Raw genomic sequence first — 26,753 nt, 5'->3', positions numbered from 1 at the left:
GCAGGATGAAGCAGGGGAGCCGGCTAGCAGCCCAGAAGAAGGCGCGTCCGTTTCTGAAATGGGCTGGGGGTAAAGGGCAGTTGCTGAGCCAGTACGAACCCTTTTTCCCTCAAGAATGGGGCACTTACCACGAGCCATTTTTGGGGGGTGGAGCAGTGTTTTTTCATCTAGCCCAGCGGCAAAGGCCTTTGGATGGGCCAACAAAATTTCCTATTGACCCACAGCCCAACCCACCTTTTCAAGCCACTTTGTCGGATATTAACCCTGAACTGGTGAATGTTTATCGCTGCGTGCGGGATCAGGTGGAGGACTTGATTGCCCAGCTCACTCTCCATCAAGCCCAACATAGTTCTGATTACTACTACGCGCTCCGTGCTGCAAAGGCTCAGGACTCTCTATGGCGGGCGGCGCGACTGTTGTATTTGAACAAAACCTGCTTCAACGGACTTTACCGGGAAAACTCCCGTGGGCACTTCAATGTACCACTGGGGCGATACCGCAACCCTCGCATTTGTGATGCCGATAATTTACGTGCAGCTTCTCAGGTGTTGCAGGGGATTGAGCTTGCGGTGCAACCCTTTTGGCAGATTTTGGAACGGGTCAAGCCTGGGGATTTGGTCTATCTGGATCCGCCCTATCACCCCCTTTCCAGCAGCAGCAGTTTCACAGCTTACAGCCATTTTTCTTTTGGTGAGGCGGAGCAAAGGCAGCTGCGAGAGGTGTTTGGGGCTTTGGTTCAACAACAGGTACAGGTGATGCTCTCCAATTCCGATTGTCCCTTTGTGCGGGAGCTGTACCGAGGCTTCCCTGTTTACACCATCTCCGCCAGTCGTGCCATCAACTCCCAGGGGCACAAACGCGGACGCATTCCAGAGGTGCTGGTGCTGGGCAGATAAAGAGGCTTCGTGTCGTAGGGTTCCCACCCACCCCGCCAGAGAGCAACAGGTTACCCTCGGCATACACAAGGCAGGGGTTAGCCGGGATCCCGGTTTCGCCAAAAAGCGTTTAGCCTAAATATTAAGGATCCCCAATGGATCCTCACCCCATCACAGGGCAACAGCGCATGGATCCACGCGAGATTGAGGAGTTGATCGAGGCGGCTCTCCCGGGTGCCAAGGTGCGAGTGGAAGATACCGTTGGCGATGGCAACCATTTTCAGGCGATTGTGGTGGCAGAGCAGTTTCAGGGACTGACCATGATTAAGCAACATCGTTTGGTCAATGATGCTCTAAAAGCTCACCTCCAGGATGGCCGTCTGCACGCGCTAGCCCTGCGCACCTTTACCCCAGCCCAGTGGGAGCAACTTCACGGACTGGATTCTAGTTCGCAGGTGGGCTCAGCTCGTTAACAATTTTGGGGCGAAAGTCCCCAATCTCAGCCCGGAAAGGAACTCAGCGGTAGATGGGTGTATTTTCTCTGGGATCCCTTTAGCTCAAGGGGTTTTGGGAAAGGAACTCTCGGTCGGTCGGCAAGGGGGCAACCGGCTGGGTGAGGGTAAATCGGCCCGATTGAATCCATTCTTTCAAGATCTCAGCCACCTGCATCGAACGGCGCAAACTGGCCAGTGGGGCTGTGCGAACGTCGCGCCCGTTTAGGGTGATGTGGCCAGATTTGAGCTGGGCATAGCTGACCAAGCCGAAGGTGGGCCGGACTCGGCGGGGAATGGAAAAGTCGATCACAGGCGCCACCAGCTCTTCATCCCGAATGGCGATAGGTTCTAAATCGGCAGGCGAAAGCATCGGGATCGGGATCCCGACGCCTAACATCAAGCCAGGGCCGTAGTTACGGAAGTAGCAGCCCCTAACCCACTCTGGTTGCATTTGTTTGGCATCGCCGATCAGGGCTACGGTGGCGGCGGGGCCGATGGGGGTGTGGTTGGGCAGGCGTTTTTGCAATGGGAAATGCTGGGTTCCCTCCCAAGCCACATAGCCAATCCCTCCTCCCAGAAAGATGCGGCTACCGATTCCTACTCGGCGCAAAAGTGGATCGTTGAACAAGGGGGAAAGCTCCCCCGGATTAGAGTAGACAGCATTGCCCAAATGAGGCTCCAGTAGACCCAAGTAGGTATACAGGGGTCGATCGCCGCCATTGACCCCAACAATGAAGTTTTGGTAAGCATTGCGCGGATTAAACAAGTAGAACTGGTTGAGTTGATCTCGGGTCAGGGTGGTTTCGTAATCAGGGCGCGGGTAGCAATCGGTGACTTGGCCAATTGCCCGCAAATGTACACTCTTGCCCGCAATCAGGTCAGCGATAACGTGTCCGCCCCCATAGGCTTGATCGGTTTGCTCGCTGGGTTGGGCTGCCCCCAAGTAAAGATCCACAGCTCCAAATCCAGCATAGGCTGGAACCCCATTTAGCCAAGCCTGACGAATTTTGATCGGCGGATCTGTATGACCCAAGTTCAAGATCGCCCCGGAAGACTCCATCGACTCGAAGGTGCCGGTGGTGATCACATCCACCTGTTCAAAGGCCGCCGGGATCCCTAGTGTGGCTATCTTCTCCTTCGCTTCCATGACCGTCCAAACCCGCACGTTGCCGGCTGCAATCCGCTGGTTAATCTGGTTAAGGGTTCTTTCCATAGGGCAAAAGGTCTTAATGGCTCAGGGCCGTGCCCGTCGTGGAGACGGAGGCTTATGAATAGCTTACGGGGTGCTCGGCTGGCGTTGCTCAAGCGGTATGGGCCGCTGCTGCCTGCGCTCGCTTTGGTAGGGCTACTGTACGGGGGCGGTTTGCTGTTGGCTCTGGCCCAGAGTGTCGGTCTGTACGGATTGGGCGCTTCTGGCTTTACCCTAGGAGGGTACGGAGAGCTGCTCCGGGATGAGGAGGTGATCGGATCCCTGGGGCTCAGCCTCGGAGTAGCGGGGTTGGCGACGGGGTTGTCGGTGCTTTTCGGGCTAGGGCTGGCCTTGGGGCTGCGGGGGCTGGGGGGGTGGGCCATCTGGATTGGGCAGTTAACCTTGCCGATTCCCCATTTGGTAGGGGTGGCGGGAATGCTGCTGTTGCTGGCTCCCAGCGGTTGGCTGGCGCGGCTGGCTTTTCAGGTGGGGTGGATTGCCTCCGATCAAGACTTCCCCCTGTGGGTCAACGATCGCGGCTATGTGGGGGTGCTGCTCTATTGGCTGTGGAAGGAGATCCCCTTCGCCGCTTTGGTAACGCTGACGTTGCTGCGCAGCCTGGGACGGGATCTCGAACAGCAAGCCCGCCTGTTGGGGGCCTCCGCGTGGCAGAGCTTTTGGGCCGTGACCTTGCCATTGCTGCGACCGGGTTTGCTGGCCACCGGCATTCTGATTTTTGGGTTTGTCTTCAGCTCTTTTGAAATTCCTTTTCTGCTGGGGCCGACTTACCCGCGCACTTTGCCAGTCTTAATCTACCAGCGGTTTACCCATATCAACCTGGATCAGCGGCGGCAGGCGATTGCTTTGGGCCTCATCTTGCTGGGGGTGGCAGCAGCAGCGGTGAGTTTGGCGGCAGGGGTGCTGGGGCAAGCAGGATCCCGGCTGGGAGGGGATAAGCAACCATGAGGAAGGATTCTGTCCGGCTAACCCGAGCAGCAACATGGAAAGCTCTACACAGAATCGGGATTGGTGGGCTGGCGTTGATCTGGGGTTTGCCTTTCTGGGTACTGGGAATTTGGTTCTTGACCCAGTCTTGGTATTTTCCTGATGGATGGCCACAGCAGTGGAGCCTCGGGGGTTGGCAACGGCTGCTGAGCTCGGGATCCCAAGTGGGATCTGGCTTTGGCCAGAGCTTGTCTATCGCCCTGATCACTACCCTATTGGCGTTGTTGCTGGGGATCCCGGCGGGGCGGGTTTTGGGGAGACAGGCCGTGCCCGCTTGGATCCGGTTGATTCTGCTGCTGCCGATTATCACCTCGCCTTTGGCGGTAGTCATGGGAATGCAGGGGGTGTTGATCCGTCTGCGGCTGGAAGGCACGCTGCTGGGGGTGTTACTGGTGCACCTGATTCCGGTGATTCCCTACATGGCGCTGGTGATGGGCAGTGTGTTTTCCCGTTTCGACTCCGGCTATGAGGCACAGGCTCGCAGTTTGGGGGCGGATCCCTGGCAAGTGTGGTGGCAGGTGACCTTACCCTTGGTTGCGCCTGGGATGGCCATCGGGGCGGTGTTCGCCTTTTTGATCTCCTGGAATGAGTTTTTGCTCACCTTTTTGATTGGCGGAGGACGAGTCCTAACCCTGCCGATGCTGCTCTACAGCCTTTTGCAAGGGGGGAACAACACTTGGGTGGCGACGGTGGCCATCCTGTCGGTGTTGCCGGGGTGGTTGGCGCTACTGGGGGTGAGTGTCTGTTTGGGGCAAGCGGTCGGGCTATCCCCCACAGAGGTCAAAGATGGGGGGAGTTAGTACCCTGTCAGGGCCAAGTTGGGACGTTGCAGGGCGGATCCCACCCGTTGCACTCGTGTGCGGAAGCTGCCATCCCGTTCTAGCCACACCTGCCGCAAAGCTGGCGGTATCACCTCCAGACTAAACTCAGTGCTCTTGGGGCGAAATTGAATACAAGTGGAGGGACAAGCGAAATATTCCACCCCTCCCCGTTGGCGGCGCAGATCTTGGTGAATGTGGCCAAACAGCACCAAGCGAATGTGGCTGAACTCGTCCAAAACCTGAAACAGGCGTTCGGGTTGCTGAAGGGTGCTCTGATCTAGCCAGGTGGAATCGACAGAAAAAGGAGGGTGATGCAGGGCCAAAAGCACATGGTGTTGAGCGGCTTCGCTCCGTTCCAACTCTTGTCTCAACCACAGCAGGGAGCGATCCGTCAGATAACCGCTGTCCTTGCCCGGCACAAGGGAGTTCATCAAAATAAAACTCCAGTTTTCTCTGCTGAAACTTTTCTCCGCAAATAGGTGCTTGGCGTGCAGCTCCAGGTTCATGTTGTGCAGGCGATCGTGGTTGCCCGCCAGCCAGTAGGTATCGATGGGCAGGGTTTGTAGGTGGGTTTTCAAACGGGCGTAGGAAGCAGCACTGCCATCCTGCGATAAATCTCCGGTGAGCAGAAGCAGATCCGGCAAGGGATCCAACGCCAAAATGGCCTTCTGCACTTGCAAAAAAGAGATTTCCGTGGTCACCCCCAACAGTTGGTGATGCGGCTTGGCAAACAGATGAAGATCGCTAATCTGAACCAAGTACACGGCCATAGAAAAATTTGAAGAGGGCTAAGCTCGCCGCTTCCAGAGGTGCAAAGCACTACCGTTTTAGCATCTGGCGGCCCAGTTGGGATCTGTGCGCCGTTCAATTGGGCAATCAAGGAATGTCCAGGGAGGCGCCTGAACTCAACTAAGCTTTCAGATCTTTAAGAAACATTCAAAGAGTGGCCGACATTTTTGAAAGTAGTCTCCACCTGCGGCCAGCGGGATTCTTGCGTAGAGGCGGTCAGGGTATAGAGGCGATGATGGCGCACGGTTACGGTCACCAGCTCATGGCGAAGTTGGGATCCCATATCGGTCTGGTATTCCAGCAGGTAATAGGGATGATCTTGTCGCTCAAAAGCTTCAGAAGCCAACAGGGTGGCAGAACGCCTGGATCCCTCAGGGGCCAAAATCTTCTCCGCCACCAATTCCCCCACTGTTTCTGGGCTGCCCAGATCCGCAATGGTCTCACCCTTGTCAAAAGGGGCGATCATCAGGCTGACATTCTCGCTTTCGTAGACCAAGTCTCGCAACAACACGGCTGGCCCTTTCCCTGGCCCCAAGTTTACCGCCACCATGCCGTTGGGGTAGGCAAAGGCAAAGGCCCCACTGGGATCGCTATAGGCCCGCAGGCTAGAAGACCTAGAACAGGCGCTCGTGAGCAAGCTCAGACACACGCAGAGCAGCAACACCATTCTCGGGATCCATCGGCTGAACTGGGCCAACCGCCCTTTTGCTGCTGTCATCGCTGGGATCCTCCGCTCAAATGTGTTGCCTAGCTTCACCATCGTAATATGGGTGCATCGACTCAAACCATCAGCAAACGGTTCTGACCGCTTTTCCCAGGGGTATCGACTACAGCTCATGGGGGCGAATTCCTGGTCTGACAGGGATTCCAGGCCACCTCACTCACATCCTCCATGAGGTCGGGAAAAGCTCTACCCATGATTTCTCTTCTGGGATCCCATCCCAGCTTCCTGGGCCGGGCTAACGGGAGCCGTTCTGATGGCGGGAGCGCAGCACGATCACATCCGATAGCTGGCGCAGTTGGCTCTGAATCTGGGTCAGTTGCTTTTTATCCCGTACATCAATGCACAGATCGATCAGGGCGGTGCGATTGGCAAAGGTCTGTACCTTAGCATTACGCACATTGATGCTTTGATCCGACAACCGGGACAGAATATCCCGCAGTACCCCGACACGATCGATGACCTCTAGGCGCAATTCCACCGGGTAAATCTGGGCATTTTGCTTCAGTTGCTCTTGGTTCCAGCTCACCAACACCAGTCGTTCTCCCGGCACTTGGGCGACGCGGGGGCAGTCTTGATGATGGATGGTAATGCCGTTGAATCGGGTCACCACCCCCAAGATCGGATCCCCAGGCAGCGGGTTGCAACACTTGGCCAATTGGTGTTTCAAGCCTTCCACCCCCAAAATGGGCGATTGGGCTTTGCTGCGGCTGGTCGTAGTGGCTGAACGGGGTAGTAGGGTGTGGGTAATCCCCAATGGAGTGGGAGGCGGTTCTGGTTTGGTACCCTCCTGTAAACGGTTGATCACCAGGGTAGTGGTGGTTTCCCCATAGCCCAGGCCCGCCAACAAATCATCGACACTGGCATAGTTGAGCTTTTCGGCAACCTTCTGCATCCGCTCCGATTTTAAGAGCGCATCAAAGCCGGTTTTGCCTAACTCCCGCTCCAATAAATGGCGGCCTCGCAGCAGATTTTGTTCACGGTTGGAGCGCTTGAACCACTGGCGGATGCGATTGCGGGCGGAACTGGTGGCAACAAAATTAATCCAGTCCAGACTGGGATGGGCATTCTTTTGAGTGATGATCTGAACAATATCGCCGTTGCGCAGATGGGTGTCGAGGGGCACGATCTTGTTGTTCACCCGTGCGCCTGCACAGTGATCCCCCACTTCCGAGTGAATGCGATAGGCAAAGTCCACAGGGCAGGATCCCTGGGGTAGAGCCAACAGATCCCCTTTGGGCGTAAAAACATACACCTCACTTTCGAACAAGTTTTCCCGGATCGTATCCAAGTACTCCTTATCGTCTTTGAGGTCGTTTTGCCACTCCAATAGTTGCCGCAACCAAGTGAAGCGTTCCTCCTCCGGCTTAACGACACTACTCCCAGCTTCTTTGTATTTCCAGTGGGCGGCAATCCCGTATTCTGCGACTCGGTGCATTTCTTCGGTGCGCAGCTGCACTTCCACTGGGCGGCCCTGGGGTCCCATTACCGCCGTATGTAGGGATTGATAGCGATTGGGTTTGGGCAGGCCAATGTAGTCCTTAAAACGACCGGGAATGGGACGGAAACAATTATGCACCACCGCCAGCACCCGGTAACATTCGCTGTTAGTTTGCACGATCACGCGTACTGCCGACAGATCGTAGATCTCGTGAAATTCTTTGCGCTGCTGCTGCATCTTACGATAGATGCCGTAAAGATGTTTGGGTCGTCCGCTAATCTCGAAATGTTCAAGTCCAGCTTTGATCAGCTGTTGTCGCAGCTTCTCGATAAAAACTTGGATCTCAGCTTCTCGTTCAGTTCGTTTGGCATTGACCAATTCCTGGATTTGTCGATAGGCATCGTAGTCCAGGTACTTAAACGCCAGATCCTCTAGTTCCCATTTAAAATGCCAGATCCCGAGTCGATTGGCCAATGGAGCGAAAATCTCCATGGTTTCTGCTGCAATTTGTCGTTGCTTGCTGGGGGCAAGATATTGCAGCGTGCGCATATTGTGTAAGCGATCCGCCAGCTTGACTACGATCACTCGAATATCTTTAGCCATAGCCACAAACATGCGGCGAAAATTTTCGGCTTGCTGCTCTGTTTTGCTAGAAAAGTTGAATTTAGAAAGTTTGGTTACCCCCTCCACCAGCAGGCGCACTTCAGATCCAAATTCGGCTTCTAAAGCCTCCAAGGTAACTTCTGTATCTTCAACAATGTCGTGTAGGAAGCCGGCAGCAACCGTGACTGCGTCCCCTCCCAAATCCCGCAACAAACTGGCAACGGCCACTGGATGGGCAATGTAGGGATCCCCAGATTTGCGTTTTTGGCCCTGATGCAGACAATAGGAAAACTCGAAGGCCCGTCGCAGTAGGTCGGCCTCTTCCGGGGTATAAGGCCGTAGCCCATCGCCAGGATCCACGGCTCCCGAGAGCAAAGCCCGCAACCATCCCGGTGCCTCAAAATCGAGGCTGTTCAGGTCGAGACCTCTATCTGAGGTGGCAACGACAGCAGTCTGACCCATGCGAACCTGAGGGGAAAGGAACGGTTGATTACTGACTATAATTCATTCAGCCTACCGCTAACAGGGAGGAAACACTCCACCCCCCCCCAACGGAGCGGAGAAAAACTCAAAAAAGATCCAAAAAGTAAGTTCAGGGAACCTGCCGTTCAGCTCAGCTCCCAAAGTTAACCTCTTTGCATCCTCTGAAAATGACTCTCGAAGAGGATGAAGCCTAGAAAACACTCCCTCAATCTTCGCGCCACTCTTCGCAACCACCGATCAAATCGCAGATTGGATCAGAAGGGCAGTAGTCCTGCAGCTCTAACTCCTCAGCAATCGACTGCCACTCCCGCTGCGGGAAAAAGGGCTGTAGGTGGGAGATGGCTTCTGAGCGACGCAGGGATCCCTGACGAATGAGGCGACGGGCTTCCTCTTGAATGGCCTCAACCGCGTAGTGGGTGGCTTGTAAAGTGGGCATAACTTTACCTGAACGTATGACTAGGGCAGCACACCAAGGGGCTAGGGATACAAATCTCGACTTGCCTTCCCAATCCCATGATAGAACCTGGTCTCATTTCGTAGCAACAGATACAACTTTGTGTTGCAGTTGACATATCCGGCTGTCGAGATGGAGCCGGAGGTTGGGTCGAAAGGCGGCAAATTCTCTAGGGGTAGCGATTTTCTCTGAGAACCTGTTCATGTTCACGCTAGGGCTGCCAGACCTGTGTCCCTAGAGAGCTCCACCATTCTCCGCAAGAGGCCCCTGGCAGGCGGAGAATTTAACCAAGATTTAACCAAAGCTGACCCGCAGCAGCGAGAAATCATCTTCGAAGTTGGGTTGGCCTCGGAAAGCTTGGGCTCGCTGAGCGACTTGATCCAAGCTGCCGGCACCATCATGATTGAGCAGAGCGATCAAATTGTCCAACCCCCACAGCTCTTTTTCTCGATTGGCCACCTCATAAACTCCATCGCTGAACAGGTAGAGGTGGCTGGCGGCCGGGATCCGCACTTGATCCATTTGAAAGCTTGGGTTGGGCAAAATCCCAATCGGCAAATTGGGGGTTTTCAGTTCTACCGAGGTTGTATGGGTCGGATCGATCAGCAACGCCGGGGGATGCCCAGCACTGGCGAAGGAAAGCAAGCGGGATGTGGGCTGGTAAACCCCATACCAAAGGGTGAAGTACATTTCATTGTGGGATCCCATTTGAAACGAGTGATTGAGGGCGCGCAACACAGCCTCCGGCTGACGGGGATCTATATCCGGCAAGTTCTGAGTGCGCAACTGGTTCATCACCGATACCGATAGGAGGGCAGATCCCACCCCATGTCCGGACACATCCAGCAGATAAATGGCCAAATGCTCCTCGTCCAGCCAGTGGTAGTTAAAAGAATCTCCCCCCAACTCTTGCGAGGGCAAAAAGCGCCAGTCGGTAGCGATATTGTAGTCAGGGAAAAAGTCCGGCTTGGGCAGTAAAGATTTGACATAGTGGGCAGCCTCCGCCAATTCTGCTTGCAATTTGGAGGTTTGCTGTTGCAGGTCGTGGCTCAGTTGGTGCAGCCGCAACCCGGCCCGAACGCGGGCTTGCAACTCATTGGGGTCGATCGGTTTGCTTAAAAATTCATCGGCTCCGGCATCCAACCCCTGCACCCTGTCCTCCACCTCGGTGCGAGCCGTCAGCAAAATAAAAAAAGTGGTGGAAAACTTGGGATCCGATTTGATGCGTCGGCACACCTCAAGGCCATCAATATCCGGCATCATCCAATCACAGATGATCAGCCCAGGGGAGATAAGGTGTGCCTGTTCCACTCCCTCAAGGCCATTGGTAGCCATCTCGACGGTGTAGCCTTGTCGCTCCAGAGACCGCTTCAGTACCAGCCGAATGGTGGGATCGTCATCAACAATCAGAATGGCAGCCATGATCGCTGTATCCGGATCCAAACATCGGTTGAAGGGCAGTCTAGCAAGCGGGATAGAGATTGATATCCAATATCTGTCTAATACCTGTCACCAGAACCGTTGCTATTGTCGCACTCCTTGACTTGTATCGGTGTCAGAATCGCGGAAGACTCCCCCCGAGGGTGGGAGACAGAAGGCTTGCGGTAGCGAAGCTGGTTAGCGATGATAGAGGAGGCCTCAGCAATTTCCCGTATTTCTAGCGTTGCATAGAAGTTTATATAGCTACAAGAACCGTGGTTGCACGATACACAGAGGACGGAAGCCCCAGGATACTGATACCAGAGGAATATTCCCTTTGCCAATGGCTTAAGCGGTGGAGCGCAGCCCTGCACTTGAAGAATGTACAGATGAGTTTTGATGGCGTTCAGCGATCCCTCTTACCGAGTTTCGTTGTACCTGTATGGGGCTTTGTCGCATGAGTGCATCTCCTCTCTCGGAATCTTCTCCACCGATACCAGATCCCCGTGCCACTTTGCCTCCCGTTTCGATCCAGTTGCCGGACGGGGAAATTCGGCTGGAAGATTTGGACGAGAAGCAACTACTAGCCAGCTTGTCTCTGGTGGTTTTGAACCAATCTGCCTGGAGCTGCTTTAGCCTTAGCGAAACTAGCCGCCTGCTGCGCCCACTACAAATTTGCCCCGAACTGACGGGCACACCTGTGCTTTCTCAAGAGGCCACTGCCGAAATTGTCTATAAGTTTCTAATGAGCAATGGCCGGATCGGTACCATGAAGGGGTTGATCTCCATCGAAGATTTTCGCGGGGATCGGCTGCGCTCCGTCTACGAACAACTGCATATTGAGAAAATCGTGCCGACTTTCACCGAGTCGATTGTGGTGCAGATTATTGACCATCTGAAACCGATTTTTGCCCGCGATTTGGATGAGCTACTGTGGCAGGAAACCTTTTTCTTCACAGCCCAGGATCTGCGACAAGAAGAATTTTTGTTGCGCGGCTTGCGACCGGAAGCGATCCCGCGTAGCTTTCGCCCGCATCTACAGAGGGTGTATGAAAAGGTCATGCAGGCTTGCCGAAACCTGCCCAATATTGCCTTCCAACTGTGTTTGCGAGCCTATTTGGAATACAACGAGGTCAGAAATAAGTATCTGTTGGCCACGTTGCTGAGTAAGTATTTTTATACTCTCTACCGCATTGGTGGGTTGTCCCGTCTGCAGAGTTGGGCCCCGATCGAGGTGGGATCCCTGCGTTCTTCTAGCCATCGTGTCCGGGTGCGGGCCCTCTCTCGCCTTCTCACCATGGACAACGACAGCGATGATCCGCTGGTGGGCGTTGGCGGGACAGGGTTGGCGGGCGGCTACTTCAGTGGGGTTCGGGAAGCCTCCAGTATGGAAATGGTGAGCGCAGAAGAGATTCACAGGCTGCGGCAGGATGTGGAAGTGGCCCGCGGCGAGATGACCCAGGCGCAGAAACTGGTGGCCCAGTACCAAGAAGAAGAAAAACAAGAACTGCTCAAACGCCTGCAAGATCCGGATAAATTTTTGCTCTTTAGCATCCATCAATTTTTCGACAATGTTTTCGGATCCCTGCCCGGTGAAGTCAAAAGCGAGTATGGAGCCGTTTGGGTGCCGCGCACCTCCCATCTGGATGAAAAGGAGCGAGACAAGCTGATGGAGCATTTGCGCCTGATCACCAGCGAAACCTACCTGCTCAACATTCCGTTCAGCGAAGCCACGATCATTGGCTACTGGCGAGCTTTGGCTGACTCGTTCTACAACCAGTGGGTGCTGAATCAATACAAACAGTTGCAGGGATATGGGGTAGACCTAGAACCCAACGGCATCAATGTTCTGGCCCGCGAGCGCTTCCTGGAGGAGGTACAATTGCGCTTTGCTGCTCGCCACCGCGAGATTGTTGATCAAAGTGTGTTGCAAATTGCTCAGATTGTGGTGGATAGCTTAGCCAAGCGGGTAGCGATTAACACCAGCCAACAAAGCTTTCAGGCGATGCGGGCCAAGCTGACGACAGTTTTGGACATGGATATTTCCCGTAAGGATGTGGGGGAGGTGAAGCGGCTGATCGACTACTTTACCGATGTCTTTTTAGGCAAGCGGGAAGAATTTCGCTCTCCCTATCCTGTCGGAACAATCCTGAGGGTGAAAACAGCGATTGAGGCGCGTCCCCCTGATGGTCGTACGCGCATTGGCCTGGAAATTTTAAATCAACTGTACCGTGAGTATGTCCCGACCCTGCGGCACCTGCCGGAATAGAGATTGAGCCATAGCCGCATAGTGCCTACGGCACGCTGGCGCGAACAGCCTAGCTGACTGTGTAGGCCGCAGAACGTGCATAGCAACAGGAAATCTTGGGTATGAACCAAGGAATCTCCACGCAAATCAAAGATAAATCAAGATAAATCTAAAGATTACAGCCTTTTCCAGCGATATATGCTACCGCCGATGTAAGCCAACCCTTTGTCCGACAAGACTTTCTTCTTGACCTTATGTTGTACATGAAGTCGGAAAAGGCTGTATGCGTGGAGAGAATGTCAACCTCAGGATTTATCCAGGCTGCCCCAACGTCACGCCAGGTGAAAGAGATCCAGGTTCATCACCTTGTCCCAGGCCGCCACAAAGTCCTGCACAAATTTCGGCTGTGAGTCAGCACAGGCATAAACCTCTGCCAGGGCCCGCAACTCTGAGTTAGAGCCAAAAATGAGATCAACCCGGGTTCCTGTCCACTTGAGTGCCCCGGTTTTGCGATCCTGCCCCTCGAACACCTCTTGGGCATCAGAGGTCGCCCGCCAGGTTGTACCCAAATCCAGCAGGTTCACGAAGAAATCGTGGGTCAAGGCTTCTGGCCGCTGAGTGAAAACCCCATGCCGAGTTCCCCCCACGTTGGTATTAAGGACGCGCATACCACCCACTAGCACCGTCATCTCTGGCGCAGTTAGGGTTAGCAATTGAGCCCGATCCACCAGCAACTCCTCCGCCGAGAGGGTTAGGCCGGCTTTCAGGTAATTGCGGAACCCATCCGCCTTGGGCTCTAGTACGGCAAAGGAGTCCACATCCGTTTGCTCCTGAGAGGCATCCGTCCGACCCGGCTTGAAGGGTACCGTGATGTCGTAGCCAGCATTCTTGGCTGCCTGCTCCACACCGGCACATCCCCCCAGCACAATCAGGTCAGCCAGAGACACCTGCTTACCACCCGACTGGGAGCTGTTGAACTCCCGTTGGATCCCTTCCAGGGTTTGTAGCACCGTCGCCAGTTGGGCCGGTTGGTTCACCTCCCAATCCTTCTGGGGTGCCAGTCGAATGCGTGCCCCGTTGGCTCCACCCCGCATATCGGATCCCCGGAAGGTGGAGGCTGAGGCCCAGGCAGTCGAGACCAGTTGAGATACCGACAGCCCCGAGGCAAGGATTTTGCCCTTGAGGGCGGCGATATCCTGCTCATTGATCAATTCATGGGTGACTGGGGGAACCGGATCCTGCCAGAGAAACTCCTCTGCAGGTACTTCTGGCCCAAGATAGCGGGCTCGCGGCCCCATATCGCGGTGGGTCAGCTTAAACCAGGCCCGCGCAAAGGCTAGTTCCAGCTCTTCGGGGTGCTCCAGAAAGCGCCGCGCAATCGGCTCGTAGACGGGATCCATTCGCATGGCCATATCTGCCGTGGTCATGATTGGGGCATGGCGCTTGTTGGGATCATGGGCATCGGGGACAGTACCTGCGCCCGCACCATTTTTGGGGATCCACTGGTAAGCTCCGGCAGGGCTTCTCACCAGCTCCCACTCGTAGCCAAATAGGTTCTCCAGGTAGTTGTTGTCCCACTTAATGGGGTTGGTGGTCCAGGCTCCTTCGATGCCACTGGTAATCGTATCTGCGCCTTTGCCAGAACCAAACTTACTCGTCCAGCCCAGCCCTTGCTCTTCGATGCTGGCGCCCTCAGGTTCTGGGCCCACCAGGGCTTTATCCCCCGCGCCATGGCATTTGCCGAAGGTATGTCCACCGACAGTGAGGGCAACCGTCTCTTCATCGTTCATGGCCATTCGTCCAAAGGTTTCCCGAATATCCCGGCCCGCCGCCACCGGGTCAGGGTTGCCGTTCGGCCCTTCTGGGTTCACGTAGATCAAGCCCATCTGCACGGCACCCAGTGGATCTTCCAGCTGGCGGTCACCGGAGTAGCGCTTGTCCGCGAGCCATTCGCCTTCGGATCCCCAGTAGATGTCTTCTTCCGGCTCCCAAATGTCTGGGCGTCCACCGGCGAAGCCCAAAGTTTTGAAGCCCATCGACTCCAAAGCGCAGTTGCCCGCCAAGATCATCAGATCGGCCCAGGAGATTTTCTGGCCGTATTTCTGTTTGATCGGCCAAAGGAGCATACGAGCTTTGTCGAGGTTGGCATTATCGGGCCAACTGTTAATCGGGGCAAAGCGCTGGTTACCCGTACCGCCGCCGCCGCGACCATCCCCAATTCGGTAGGTGCCAGCACTGTGCCAGGCCATGCGGATAAAAAGTGGTCCATAGTGGCCATAGTCGGCGGGCCACCAGTCCTGGGAGTGGGTCATCAGCTCGAACAGATCTGCCTTCAGGGCAGCATAGTCAAGGCTTTTGAACGCCTCAGCATAGTTAAAAGACTCACCCAGGGGATTGGACTTGGATGAGTGCTGCCGGAGAATGGCCAGATTCAGCCGATTGGGCCACCAGTCTCGATTAGAGGTGCCATGGCCGGCTGTGACCTTCTGCACTCCGCTCATAAAGGGGCATTTGCTTTCGCCACTCATAGTAGTCTCCTGTCGGATGTAAAAGGTGAGGATTATGTTTTTTGAGCTGAGGTAGATACTTCGCAAACAAATAACACATTGCCATCGGCATCGAGAAATCAGATCCGGGGAAATACAATCAATTTCATGATTCGAAACGATGAGAAATACAGTTGCGTTGATCTTGCCAGACGATGCATTTACGAATCTGCACAATAGACTGCACTTATCGCTTGCCAGGGATCCCCTCTCCACCCCGATAGTCCTACGTCATTGCCCACATGGCATACCGATCTCATACCGATCTATAAATCCCAGCCTGTGCTGCTGTGAAAAATGATGTAGACCCACATTTGTAGGATTTTGGCAAGGTATACATCTGTCTTGACTTAGATAATCAGAAGAGAGCGGACAAACAGATTAGGATCGGAAGATTTGACCCGTTGCTAACCTTATTTTTTCCCCTTCTCTATCGAATACTTTTTGACAAAGCACCGATTCTTTGACTGATTCTGGCGAGCAGCATGAATTGATAGAAAACTGCTCAAGACTATTCTGAGAATGGATCCCTGGCTTGTTGTTCACCTACAAGTCCAGCAAAATCTATACGCATCCCTGACCTCTGCTGGGTCAAGATGGATCTTACAAAAAATGGAGAGTAGGGAATTCGAATCCCTGACCTCTGCGGTGCGATCGCAGCGCTCTACCAACTGAGCTAACTCCCCATAGCTCTACCAGAATAACTCGAATCCGCAGCCAGTATCTGCTCCGCCCGCAATTCCACCCCTGGGAACAGCTCAGACTTTACGGCATCGGTCCCTTCAGTTCCAGCGGGTCGTACCACCCCTCATACAACAGCAGCAGGTTCACCTTCTCTTCCAACGGAGCCACAATTTGGCCATGCCGCCCAGTGGGAAGTGCCATCGGTTGGTCGAGCTAGGCTGGCAAATGAAAAATGAGAAGAATACAACAGGTTTCGGGAGGTGAGGTGGTCATAATCTGGATTTCCCGAGAGCCCGCCGCAGCTTCTATAGAGCCCCTGATAGTCACTGTTTTGAATAACGGGAGTATTATATGAGGCCAACTTATCAAGCGATGAGCACCTCCGAACTGGCCACCTATTGGGATGAAACTGGCGATCCCTTAGCCGCTCAAGAGCTAGTGGACAGGATGAAATCGGATCCCAGCCGTACTCCCGTTAACCCTCAGCAAGATCCAGAGTGGCCGGCCAAGCTAGAGGCGCTCATTGTCCATCACCTCAACCCCTCTAGCCCCCAATAGGCACCCACCGGGCCGAAACAGCCGGCCCCACCCACCAAAACAACCCCCTCAACATACAATGCCGAGGGGGAATGGTAAGTCAGGGGGCAAGGACGGAGCCCAGTCAAGAACCCGATTCAATAAAGCTCTTCTTCTTGGTGGGTGATGATGGTGCAGTCGGAGGTAGGGTAAGCCACGCAGGTCAACACGTAGCCCGCCTCGATCTGATCATCATCCAGGAAGGATTGATCGCTTTGATCCACCGTGCCGCTGGTCAGCTTGCCCGCACAGGTCGAACAGGCTCCAGCGCGGCAGGAATAAGGCAGCTCCAAGCCTTGCTCCTCGGCCACATCCAAAATGTACTCGTCATCCGGTACTTCAATGGTGGTGTTCAAGCCTTGCTCTTCATTGATCAGAGTGACCTTGTAGGTAGCCATCCTGGTTATGTCTCCAGTGAAAAACATCCACTCCTCATCCTGCCACCCTTCTGCCCCGGATTAAGCATGATTCTGTGAGGAAATAGGCAAATCTTCCTGTTTTTTACAGAAACATCCCCACACCCCCTGCTGAGTAAGAGTTCTAGCCTTTGCCGGCCGGCTGAAAATCCTCGGGAATACCCCACCGATGCGTACAAAAGTTTCTGTAAATAAGCTGGGCGCAGCGAGTTTAACTGGCCGAACGGGAGCCCGCCCCCGATGTCCTTATAGAGATCTCAACTGGCTCAAGTGGAGCCATTGCTACAAGACGCTACCGATTGAGGCTGAAGAGGCATCTGTATCGACGACCTGAATAGGTCAGGATCCCTTCTTCCCAGGTTTTCTGTCCCGCCAAGCCAGAAAAAAACAGCAATACTTGTCAAACCAGGCAGATCTGCCTGTATGATCTACGGAGTAACCAGAGCAACCGCTGACACAGGCGTGTATGCGTCTCCCACTCGAGTGGCTACCTCCTACGGCTTTCAGTTGCCTTAGAGAGGTTGATCGGGTAAGTTAAGGGAAGTGTTCAGCCGAACCCTACTTTTTGGTAAAGAGGAGAAAGAATGAACGGAAAATCGTATAAGTGGCTGATGAAGTCACTTGGGTCTCTGTCGCTGGCATCTGCAGTGGTGATGCTGCCGATCATCCTGGCCGGTTGTAGTGATGACAGCTCTTCCAGCACGGTGCCCCTGCCCCCGCCCCCGCCCCCTGCTCCGCCGCCAGCACCTCCGGCTCCTCCAGCTCCGCCACCAACTCCGACTCCTGCCAACCTTCTTCTGAGCGTGACGGTCACCCGCACTTCCAGTGGTGGCTCCGGCCTAGGTGAGTCTACTGGCCTGCTTCCTGGTGGAACGGTAACTGGGGTTGCCATTGACACCTCCATTCGCTTCCGGTTTGGTACCCCTGTCAACGTGGCTCCTTTCCTGCAAGCGATTCGCTTGGTGGCTAGCAGTGGAGCCAGTGTTGCATTTACCTGTGTTGAGACAGCTCCTGACTTTACGGAGATAACTTGTACTCCCAACTCTCCACTGGTTAACGATCAGACCTACACTCTTACAGTTACTGCTCAGCCGGATCTGTTTGCGGATGGTCGCCCGCTGTTCCCAACCCCACAAACCTTCACCTTCACCACTGGCAACACTGCAGTTGGCCCTGGCCCGATCGCCTTCTTGGCCACCCAGCTGGCTGCTGTAACCCCGAATGGTCAGATCTTTTCCAGTCCGGTGGCCATCCCGGTGGGCTACGGTATCCGTCGCGCAAGCCCGGCTCAGAACGTTCCGGTGGGTGTTTATACTGACTACCGTTCGGTGTTGTCCTTCCCCATTCCTGCTTCGATTCCCTCCAATGCTGTTGTCTCTCGTGCTCAACTGACGCTTGTTCAGTTGCCCTCTAACGACAGTGTTTTGATTGGTGTTGGTGATTTTGGTCGTGGCTTCTTCTTCTTGGATCCCACGCCCAGCAACGTTCCTGCTAACAACGTGGTGTTCCAGGAAGTCACCTTGGGTGCCACTAACAACGTGGTCTCTAGCGACTTCTTCGCTCCGGCTTCTACGCCGAGCTTCATCGCCTTGAGCATCAACGGCAACGTGTTGGGCGGGGATGTTTCCGCTGGGCCGCGTACTGCTGATGTGGCTCCTGGTGTGCAGCGTGCCGTGTCTGGCAGCCGCTTCTATCAGGTGCGCTTGCAGTGTGCCAAAGAAGTTTGGAACAATCAAGCCTTCCCAGTTTGGGTGGGTGCGGCTACCGCTGGTGGAACCATCTCGGTTACCGCTACCATCACACAGACCGCAGTTGCTACTGCTTCTCAGCAGATTGTTAATACCGCTACGGGTGTCCAAACCCTTTCGGGTACAGGCACCATCAGTGGAAATATTCCTGTTACCTTCAGCTCTTCTTCAGAGACTCAAACGGTCACTTTTGGTGGTGTGTCCATTAGTGGTACCTTTACCATCAATGGCCTGACGGCTAGTGGTACTGGCTCTGTTCCACCAGGAACTGCTACCATTGAGGCTCAGACAGAGGCTGGAACCATTGGCTTCAACGCCACTGTGACCGCTTCGGCTTCCGGCTCTGTTTCTCAGCTTGTCACTAGCACGGGTACTGCTTCTATCTCTGTAACTGTTCCTGGTATTGGAACAGTCACGGCAATTGGTACCACTTCTGTGCCCGCTACAGTAACCAGCACCGTGGTGAACTCTGGCTTAGAAGTCAGTCAGGGGGCTGATGGTGTTTGTCGTGCTGAGTTTGACAAGGGTACTCCTGAGCCACTCACCACCTCCTCTGCTCCTCGCTTGGATGTGACCTTCACGATACCTCGCTAGTCTGATTTCCATCGGACTGCCACGAGTTCGTTAAACTGAGTCTTTGGTTGGGCGATTTCTAGGGATAGAGTCGCCCAATTTTTTTATTTTTTTCTAAAAAATTTTTCTCAAAAAGTAGTGCACTCACGACTACAGCCTTTTCCAGCGATACATACTACAGCTGATCCAGGCCAACCCTTTGTCCGACAATCATTTCTTCTTGACCTTGTGTCGTACATAAAGTCGGAAAAGGCTGTAGCGAGGATCGCCTAGGCTGAATATAGGATCCAACCCTTATAGAGATTTCTCAAGGCCAAAAGGTGAACTTTTGAGCGGTTGGCCATGCAGTATAATGATCACCTACCTCCCCACGAAACCAGGCAAATGACAACAGAGTTTGAGAGCCTATTTCAGGCGGCCACACAGTTTCATCAGGCCAGTCAGTGGGCAGAAGCCGAAGCCGCCTATCGTCAAGCTTTGGTATTACAACCGCAGCAGCCGGATGTTTTGCATTTGCTCGGGGTTCTGCTTTTTCAGACTGGACGTGCTCAAGAGTCGATCGAGTTGATTTCACAAGCGATCCAGCAGCGACCCGAACAAGCTGCCTTCTGCTGTAATTTGGGGGTAGTTCTGCAGTCAGTTGGCCATTATGAGCAAGCAATAGACCACTATTTACGGGCTGAATCTCTCCAGGAGGGATATGTACAAGCTCTCTACAATTTAGGGTTTTGCTATTTTCAATTGGGCCAATCTCAACAAGCAGAAGGGTACTACCAAAGGGTATTGGCCCTGCAACCTGATGATGCACAGGTATTGTTAAATCTGGCACAAATCTATCGGCAGCGAGGATGGATCGCTACGGCTGCGGATCATCTAGAACTGGCCCTAAAACACCAACCCGAGAACCCAGATGGGCTGATGCAGTTGTCTGAGCTGTATGGGGAACTGGGTCGATTGACAGAGGGGTTGGATATTCTCAAGCGCCTGCTCGAACGGGAGCCAACCAATGCTCTACTGCACAATGCCTATGGCCTTTTATCCGAACAAAACGGAGAACATGAGCAGGCTATTCTTTCTTTTCGGCGAGCCATTGAACTGAATCCATCTCTGCCTTCGGTCTATATCAATTTGGGTACAGTTCTACTAGAACAAGACCATCCACAGGAAGCTTTAGAGCTCTACCAAGAGGCGCTGCGCTTGCAACCGGAGAACCCCCGAATTTATCTAAATATCGCAACAGCCTATCGTAAGTTGGGCGAATCTTTTCGTGCTTTTGATTATTATCATGTGGCTATTGGGCTAAATCCTGACTACAGCGAGGCCTATCGGAGCCTAGCCACTCTACTGACAGAAAGGAGCAAAAAAAATCCTTTTGGGCAGGGTAGAGTAGGAGATAGCATAAAACATTTGTCGATGGCTGTAGGAAGAAAGCCTGATTTTGCCGAAGGATATTTTCAGGCAGGGTGTCTGCTGCTTGATCTGGTTCAGAGTGAGAATGCTATCCGTCTTTTTGAGGAGGCTTTGGCTCATAAACCCGATTATGCTCTTGCTTACAATAATATGGGTATTGCCTACCGACTTCTGAACAAGCCAGAGCAAGAAGAGCTTCAGTATCGGCAGGCATTAACCCAGGATCCAGAACTGGCGGAAGCCTATTGCAATTTGGGTTTAATGTTACATAACCAGCACCGCTATGATGAGGCTTTGCCAATCCTGCTGGAGGCAGCCCAACTGAAGCCAGACTTTCTGGATGTTCATCGGGCGTTGGGATCCACCTACAAAGGATTAAATCGGTTGGCTGAAGCTGTCGCTTCTTTTGAAAGGGCCTTGGAAATCAGCCCGGAAGACCCAGCCACCTATGCAGGCCTTGCGGGTACCTATTTACAGCAGTGCCGTCATCGGGAAGCGATTCAGTCCTATCGTAAATCTGCCAAGCTTGCCCCAGGGGTGATCGCCTTCCATGGCAATATTTTGATGGGTTTACATTATGCCCCTGATTTTGACCCTGAAGAGACCTATCGGGAACACAAGAAATGGGGAGATGCCTATCAAGCTTCGGTAGTTCAGTATCGTCGCCCTTATCATCGTGACCGGGATCTAAAGCGTCCACTAAGAATTGGCTATATTTCTGGAGATTTTAAGCTTCACTCTGTCAGCCTATTTTTTGAGCATGTCTATAATCATCATGATCATGAGCAGTTCCAGATTCATTGTTATTCCAATGTGCCCCAGCCCGATGTTGTTACCGAAAGAATGAGGGAAAAAGCAGATGTTTGGCATGATATTTCTAAGATCTCCTCGGATTTGGACGTAGCGACCCTAATCCATGAAGATAAAATTGATATTTTAGTGGATCTGGCGGGTCATACGGGCTACAGTCGCTTGCAGGTGTTGGCATTAAAGCCAGCTCCCATTCAGGCTACCTATCTGGGATATCCTGATACCACCGGACTGAGTTTGGTGGACTACCGCATTACCGATAGCTATGCTGATCCACCTGCTTTGACGGATGGCTTTCATACCGAAAAGTTGATTCGTTTGCCGAAGAGTTTCTTGTGCTATAATCCCATAGATGTTTTTCCTCAGGTTTCTGAGCTGCCGGCCCTCAGTAGTGGTGTGGTTACCTTTGGATGCTGCAACAACCCTACCAAAATTACCCCCAATGTCATCGAGGTTTGGTCTAATATTCTGAGGCAGTTACCTCAATCGCGGCTGCTGCTGAAAAACCAGCGTTACACTGATAGCAGTGTACGGGAGATCTTTTGGAACCACTTCGAGAGCTATGGTATTAGCCGGGATCAAGTGGTACTGGTGGGTGATCGGCAAGGATTTTCTGAGCACTTTCAAATCTACAACGAGATTGATATTGGTCTGGATCCTTTCCCCTACAATGGCACTACCACGACTTGTGAAACCTTGTGGGGAGGCGTGCCTGTGGTAGTACTGGTAGGCAATGCCCATGTGTGCCGGGTAGGTGTCTCGATTTTGTCGAATGTGGGCCTGCCGGAGTTAATCGGAGAGACTCCAGATGACTATGTGCAGATTGCTGTCGATCTTGCTCGGGATCTGCCGCGTTTACGGGAGTTGCGGCATAACCTTCGCTCGATGATGGAGGCTTCTCCCCTGAGGGATCCTCAAGCCCATGCTCGGGCCTTAGAGCGAGCCTACCGGCAAATGTGGAGGAACTTGGTCGTTAGCGGCCATTAGCCGCTAGACTGCTAGGTGCTGCTCGGCAGTGACTTGCTCAAAGATTTCCCAGAGCTGTTCAGCCATAACCGGCCAACTAAATCCTTTGGCTCGCTCTAATCCCTTGCTAATCAATGGGGTTCTGACTTGATAGGTCTGAATTTGCACCAAGGCCTCAGCCAGCTCTTGCAGGGATCCCTGACAGAGCAGAGTCGAAGCTAGAGTCTCACTGGAACGGAGATGGGATTGTTTCGTGCCGGAACGATCATCTCGGTAACTGACCACCGGACAACCGCAGGCCATCGCCTCAAGAGCACTTTCGGCGCGGAAAGTATCATGAGCAATCAAAGCTAAAGATGCAGAATAAGCACAAGCCAACTCGGCATTGGTTAGGCTGAGGTAATGAAGGCCATTTGCTTGTGGCATTTGTGCTTTGGCTGGATCGACGTTTACAGAGCTAGGGAAGGCAAAAACCAGCTCTGTACGGGAAAGCTTTTGTCCTTGCATCAGCTCCCATGCTTGGCTCAAGGCTTGAATGCCGCGATAGTCAACGATTTGTTCAGGTATAACGGCCAGAAAGAAAGGGCGAGTGAGCTTATATTTCCGACGAAATTCTGCCGTCAGGTTGGCAGAGGCTGGCCTTGCCCAGCTTCCAATGGCCGGGTAAACCACCGAAATGTGGTCTGAAGGGATCCCTGGGTAATACTCTTGCAAACCAACTTTTATAACATCTGAAAAGCAAACATAGTGAACAGCATTAAGCAGGCTATTTTTCTTCTCTAGGTACTCAGACTGAAACTGGCTGCCTCGTTCCACCTCCAGATCGTAGACAAATGCTACCGACGGAGTTGACAGCGGGGTCGTATAGCCAGTCGAGATAAAAAGCTTGGCTTTTAATTGGTCGCAGATACTTTGTAGTCCGACCCTATCCTCTTCGACTTCCTCAAAACTAAAGCGAGGTATCTCGGTAAAAAAAGTGCCAGGAGGCAACCAGGTTTGTCCGCGAGTTAAGATCACCAGCTCGGTAGACTTCTTGCTGGTCAGCCATTCAGCGATTAAACTTAACCAAATCTGAGATTGATCGACAGTATAAGAACGAAAGAAACCTTCTGACTGCCAAATAACGCCATCAATCACAATCATAGTTGTTCACCATTAAGGATAAAAGCGATTGAAATTTTATAGAGCAGCAAACATCTTGGCAAGATAAAAATCTTTTAGTCGAGTTTCCATGATTTGATCATGAACACCGAGGATGAAAGCAGTCAAATCATAAGACAAGAAAATCTCATGTAAGATAACAGCCATGACAAGCCTCTGCCGAGAAGAGAGTTGCTCTAGCTGCATAAAGTTCTTGATATACACATAGTCGCACCAAAGCACTTGGGTATAGGGACGATAGGTTCTAGCGGAAAAAGGTTTCAAGCAGGCTCCAGAGTTCGCAGTCATGCCATGTAGCCAGAAGCCATTCTCTCTCAGGGCCAGATCGATATCACTAAATAGGGCCTGATTTTTATATATCGGAATGTATTCAACTTCCGTTTGAATGACCGTTACATTCTTTAGGGTTTTGCCAGCACCACGAATGACATCTAATCCTGCACCTTGAACATCAACTTTTAGGAAATCTACTTCTCCTAATTCAGCAATGTCATCAAGCCGAGTGGTTTGTACCTCTTCAGTTTGTACAACCTGACAGACATCTGAAAGATGCTCGAAATGCCTGAGAATTTCCTCGTCGGGCCTATAGAGAGAAGAGGTATAGCCTACATTGGTTAGATAAAAATTTCGACGAGAGCCGTCACCAATGTAGTAGGGCAAGTAATTCCTCTTGACTTTATCTGCACTTGGGGCTTCGGTGAGTGCCCTGGCATTCAGCTTCTCACATTCCTCTTTCTGGGGCTCAAATCCGATGACTTGGGCATGGCCTTGTTGAACCAGCTTGTCGAAGTTGTCCCCCCCCAAGTACATCGCACCTACATCCACAACCTTGATGAAGGGCATATCCTTGCCAAGAATGTCGCTAATGGGGAAAGGCATAATCTTGCTCCGATTTTGTTTCAATTTTTGTTTCAGCAGTTAGTGCAGTTAGTTTAGAGTAAACCCGCTTCACTCAGATGTGTGAATCGATTTGGATGCACAGCAACTAGGTTTAATGCGCTAGGAGGCTGTACAGATGCCTGAATCGGACTGAGATCCTTAATAAAGGGGTTGTACACATAGATGAGGTAACCAAACTCGGAAAGAATCCTCGCGGATTCTAGTCCCGTGGTTTGACCAGCATGCTGGTTCTCAAACATAACGATGGGGGTACAGGTTTCCAGCATCTTTCTGGCACCTTTCAAAACTGGAACCTCTGCCCCTTCTGCATCGACCTTGAGCAGATCAATGGTAGGCTCTCCCTCTGACACCCATAGGTTATCTAAAGTGATTTGTTCTACGGGCTTTGTTTCCTCGACAACTGACATCGGATCTGTAACGATACGGTTGAAGACACTTACACCTTCATCTACAAGGTAAACCTCGCCCGATTCTTCTCCTACCGCGGCCTCGATCACCTGCACTACTTTATTCAGCTTGTTTTGTTTCGTTGTCGATTTGAGGCACTCCAAGCATCCTGGGGTTGGCTCAATAGCATATACCTTGCCGGATTGAGCCACACATCTGGCAAACAAAAATGTATAGACACCAACATTGGCTCCCACATCGATAACATTCATGCCTGGCCTTAAAATTTGCTTGCACAGCTCAATTTCGCTTTCAAACCAGCGATCTTGCGTGAGCAGGACGAAAGTAACTATACTCGTTAGGTTGGATTCTAGATTGAACTTAAACCCTTCGTAATGGATCCAGATCTCTAACTTTTCCTCTTGACTTGGGATCTCTGGCTCTGCAGTCTCATCTGCGTTCTCAGATGGAAATTCTGAGGTCTCTGGAGCTGGTTTTTCTTTTGGAACATAGCGATCTAGTGCCAATCGGAGACATTGGATCGCCCTTTCTTTGTGACCAGGGTAACGACTGGCAATTCTTTGGAGCAAAAAAGGCCCTTCTGGTTGTACCTGTGCTACCGCATTCATAGCGATAACCATCTGGGCTTCAATATCGTCCGGATCAATGGTTGCGGCCAGACGCCAATAGGGTAGTGCTTCTGGTCGGTAGGAAACTCCGCTGTGATGTGCTAGCCAACGCGCCAGAGTATGGAGATATTTTTCTCGAATGTCGAGTGTGGGGGTAGGAGCTGGGCTTGTTTTTTTGGATCGCCCACTTTTTTTTCGGGCAGAGCCGTTGTCGGCCAAATGCTCGGAAAGCTTGGAAGGATACCAAACAAGCTTAGGCTCAGAACCAGATAAACCCAGGGTCGGATCCTCAAGGTAGCGTTCTGTGAGCAACTTAGAGAGAAGCTCTTTCCCCTCTTGAATAACGGTATGAAAGCTTCCCAGAGCAAGCAGTGCATGAAGACGATTCAGTTGGCAAGGAAGATGATCTGGATCAAGATCCAGTCCTTGACGCCAGGAAACAAGTGCCAATGCCCAAGCTGCACGACGCTCCCGAGAGGTCTTGGCTTGTAAGGCTCGCAGGTGATGTGACAACCCCAGTTCGTTGTATTCATCGGGAGTAGCACACATCCCCATAGGGTTACACCTGCTCGCTGAAATCGCTGGATTATGATAGCACTTCCTTTGCTCCCTCTCCTCCCTTTACCTGTGGGATTGCCTGTGCCTTTTTCTAGCGAGTTCCAAACTTGCCTTGAGGGGTTAGAAAAGTTTGATAGGTTAGGAGGCAGTGGTTTGAGCTTTAAGGGGTGTTCATGTTGCGTCGTTTCCCTGTCTGGATTGCTGTCGTCGCCCTGTGTGGAGGGATCGCCTGTACCCAGGCACCTGTACAAGCGCCCGATCAAGTTGTGAGTACCTTCATCGCTGCCACCGATAAAGGGGACTGGGGGACTGCGGATAGCTATTTGACTGAGCGCTTCAGCAATGCTTTGCGGCCTGGTTCTCTGCCCTCGATCTGGGGCTTGGTCGGGGAGAACCCTCAGATACGCAACCAGGAGATCACAGGCAATACTGCTTACGTCTGGGTGGAAGGGACGGGTTCACTGGAAGATATCGGGCCACGTTTGGGTTTGGATCCCCTCACTTTGCGTACCTACCTGACCGAGCCTGATTTTTCGGATCCCAACTACCAGCAGTTGGCCTCACAGCTAGTAGGGATGCGCCTTGAGGGAGACACCATTACTTCCCGAGTCAAGGTGACTCTTTACCGGCAAGAGGCGGGCTGGCGGATCGAGGTGTGGCAGCCGGATGCTCCAGAGGGGGAGACTTCTTCCCAGGACGCGACTCCGCAACTTCAGCTAGCTCCCCAGGGATCCGAACCGCAGCACTCAGGCGACCTGGATCCCTCTTCGACTGAAGCTGAGGGATCTCCAGAGAACCCAACAGAAAACCCATAGGGATGGCTGGGATTTGAAGCGCTGTAGTCATT

At 52.8% G+C, this 26,753-nt stretch carries 20 protein-coding genes and 1 tRNA gene; 9 read left to right on the top strand and 12 right to left on the bottom strand.

Annotation, left to right across the window (positions count from 1 at the left end; translation table 11 throughout):
• Window positions 1-5: 5 nt before the first annotated feature.
• Window positions 6-896 carry a DNA adenine methylase gene (locus L1047_RS10720; RefSeq protein WP_235278976.1) on the top strand — a complete coding sequence of 297 codons (891 nt, stop codon included), beginning with the start codon at window positions 6-8 and terminating at the stop codon, window positions 894-896.
• 134 nt (window positions 897-1,030) lie between these two features.
• Complete coding sequence (locus L1047_RS10715) at window positions 1,031-1,348, top strand: BolA family protein (RefSeq protein WP_235278975.1); 318 nt, start codon at window positions 1,031-1,033, stop codon at window positions 1,346-1,348.
• Window positions 1,349-1,427: 79 nt separating this feature from the next.
• On the opposite strand, the gene L1047_RS10710 is transcribed toward L1047_RS10715, so the two are convergent.
• Window positions 1,428-2,582, bottom strand: a complete 1,155-nt coding sequence (locus L1047_RS10710) for a homocysteine biosynthesis protein (RefSeq protein ID WP_235278974.1) — start codon at window positions 2,580-2,582, stop codon at window positions 1,428-1,430.
• A 54-nt stretch (window positions 2,583-2,636) separates the two neighbouring features.
• Between L1047_RS10710 and L1047_RS10705 the strand changes: the two genes are divergently transcribed.
• Window positions 2,637-3,524 (top strand): ABC transporter permease, encoded by an 888-nt coding sequence (locus L1047_RS10705; RefSeq protein ID WP_235278973.1) that lies wholly within the window; start codon window positions 2,637-2,639, stop codon window positions 3,522-3,524.
• Window positions 3,525-3,640: 116 nt separating this feature from the next.
• Complete coding sequence (locus L1047_RS10700; protein WP_235278972.1) at window positions 3,641-4,363, top strand: ABC transporter permease; 723 nt, start codon at window positions 3,641-3,643, stop codon at window positions 4,361-4,363.
• Here the strand turns inward: L1047_RS10700 and cpdA are convergent.
• The 5 genes from cpdA to L1047_RS10675 all read right to left on the bottom strand — a co-directional run bounded on the left by cpdA (window position 4,360) and on the right by L1047_RS10675 (window position 10,297).
• Complete coding sequence (gene cpdA / locus L1047_RS10695; protein ID WP_235278971.1) at window positions 4,360-5,154, bottom strand: 3',5'-cyclic-AMP phosphodiesterase; 795 nt, start codon at window positions 5,152-5,154, stop codon at window positions 4,360-4,362. The two genes, L1047_RS10700 and cpdA, sit on opposite strands and share 4 nt — an antisense overlap.
• A gap of 155 nt (window positions 5,155-5,309) precedes the next feature.
• Window positions 5,310-5,891, bottom strand: coding sequence for a photosystem II reaction center PsbP (gene psbP / locus L1047_RS10690; RefSeq protein ID WP_235278970.1), 582 nt, complete (start codon window positions 5,889-5,891; stop codon window positions 5,310-5,312).
• 241 nt (window positions 5,892-6,132) lie between these two features.
• Entirely contained in the window at window positions 6,133-8,400 is a 2,268-nt protein-coding gene (locus L1047_RS10685; protein ID WP_235278969.1) for a RelA/SpoT family protein, read from the bottom strand.
• Window positions 8,401-8,626: 226 nt separating this feature from the next.
• Window positions 8,627-8,857 carry a DUF4327 family protein gene (locus L1047_RS10680; protein ID WP_235278968.1) on the bottom strand — a complete coding sequence of 77 codons (231 nt, stop codon included), beginning with the start codon at window positions 8,855-8,857 and terminating at the stop codon, window positions 8,627-8,629.
• 312 nt (window positions 8,858-9,169) lie between these two features.
• Entirely contained in the window at window positions 9,170-10,297 is a 1,128-nt protein-coding gene (locus tag L1047_RS10675; protein WP_235278967.1) for a PP2C family protein-serine/threonine phosphatase, read from the bottom strand.
• Between the two features lie 454 nt (window positions 10,298-10,751).
• On the opposite strand from L1047_RS10675, the gene L1047_RS10670 reads away from it, so the two are divergent.
• Window positions 10,752-12,563: a hypothetical protein gene (locus L1047_RS10670; RefSeq protein WP_235278966.1), complete on the top strand. Its 1,812-nt coding sequence runs from the start codon at window positions 10,752-10,754 to the stop codon at window positions 12,561-12,563.
• A gap of 311 nt (window positions 12,564-12,874) precedes the next feature.
• On the opposite strand, the gene katG is transcribed toward L1047_RS10670, so the two are convergent.
• Together katG and L1047_RS10660 are read right to left on the bottom strand one after the other, a co-directional pair.
• The gene (gene katG / locus L1047_RS10665; RefSeq protein WP_268836551.1) at window positions 12,875-15,070 is read right to left on the bottom strand and encodes a catalase/peroxidase HPI; all 2,196 of its coding nucleotides are present in this window, start codon (window positions 15,068-15,070) and stop codon (window positions 12,875-12,877) included.
• A gap of 631 nt (window positions 15,071-15,701) precedes the next feature.
• Window positions 15,702-15,774, bottom strand: a tRNA-Ala gene (locus tag L1047_RS10660).
• A gap of 349 nt (window positions 15,775-16,123) precedes the next feature.
• On the opposite strand from L1047_RS10660, the gene L1047_RS10655 reads away from it, so the two are divergent.
• Window positions 16,124-16,330, top strand: coding sequence for a hypothetical protein (locus L1047_RS10655; RefSeq protein ID WP_235278965.1), 207 nt, complete (start codon window positions 16,124-16,126; stop codon window positions 16,328-16,330).
• Between the two features lie 116 nt (window positions 16,331-16,446).
• On the opposite strand, the gene L1047_RS10650 is transcribed toward L1047_RS10655, so the two are convergent.
• On the bottom strand, window positions 16,447-16,746 hold the full coding sequence (locus tag L1047_RS10650; protein WP_235278964.1) for a ferredoxin: 300 nt from the start codon (window positions 16,744-16,746) through the stop codon (window positions 16,447-16,449).
• 602 nt (window positions 16,747-17,348) lie between these two features.
• On the opposite strand from L1047_RS10650, the gene L1047_RS10645 reads away from it, so the two are divergent.
• Window positions 17,349-19,106 carry an Ig-like domain-containing protein gene (locus L1047_RS10645; protein ID WP_235278963.1) on the top strand — a complete coding sequence of 586 codons (1,758 nt, stop codon included), beginning with the start codon at window positions 17,349-17,351 and terminating at the stop codon, window positions 19,104-19,106.
• A 321-nt stretch (window positions 19,107-19,427) separates the two neighbouring features.
• Window positions 19,428-22,292: a tetratricopeptide repeat protein gene (locus L1047_RS10640; RefSeq protein ID WP_235278962.1), complete on the top strand. Its 2,865-nt coding sequence runs from the start codon at window positions 19,428-19,430 to the stop codon at window positions 22,290-22,292.
• 3 nt (window positions 22,293-22,295) lie between these two features.
• On the opposite strand, the gene L1047_RS10635 is transcribed toward L1047_RS10640, so the two are convergent.
• Genes L1047_RS10635 through L1047_RS10625 form a run of 3 tightly spaced genes read right to left on the bottom strand, consistent with a single transcriptional unit; the run spans window position 22,296 to window position 25,903 of the window.
• The gene (locus tag L1047_RS10635; protein WP_235278961.1) at window positions 22,296-23,414 is read right to left on the bottom strand and encodes a hypothetical protein; all 1,119 of its coding nucleotides are present in this window, start codon (window positions 23,412-23,414) and stop codon (window positions 22,296-22,298) included.
• A gap of 36 nt (window positions 23,415-23,450) precedes the next feature.
• On the bottom strand, window positions 23,451-24,311 hold the full coding sequence (locus L1047_RS10630) for an FkbM family methyltransferase (protein ID WP_235278960.1): 861 nt from the start codon (window positions 24,309-24,311) through the stop codon (window positions 23,451-23,453).
• A gap of 53 nt (window positions 24,312-24,364) precedes the next feature.
• Complete coding sequence (locus L1047_RS10625) at window positions 24,365-25,903, bottom strand: FkbM family methyltransferase (RefSeq protein WP_235278959.1); 1,539 nt, start codon at window positions 25,901-25,903, stop codon at window positions 24,365-24,367.
• Window positions 25,904-26,079: 176 nt separating this feature from the next.
• Here L1047_RS10625 and L1047_RS10620 point away from each other — a divergent pair, with 176 nt between their 5' ends.
• Window positions 26,080-26,721, top strand: a complete 642-nt coding sequence (locus tag L1047_RS10620; RefSeq protein WP_235278958.1) for a hypothetical protein — start codon at window positions 26,080-26,082, stop codon at window positions 26,719-26,721.
• Window positions 26,722-26,753: the final 32 nt, after the last annotated feature.

Origin of the sequence: Synechococcus sp. Nb3U1 (genome assembly GCF_021533835.1) — a bacterium.
GTDB lineage: Bacteria > Cyanobacteriota > Cyanobacteriia > Thermostichales > Thermostichaceae > Thermostichus.
This window is presented reverse-complemented; position numbering and strand designations above follow the sequence as displayed.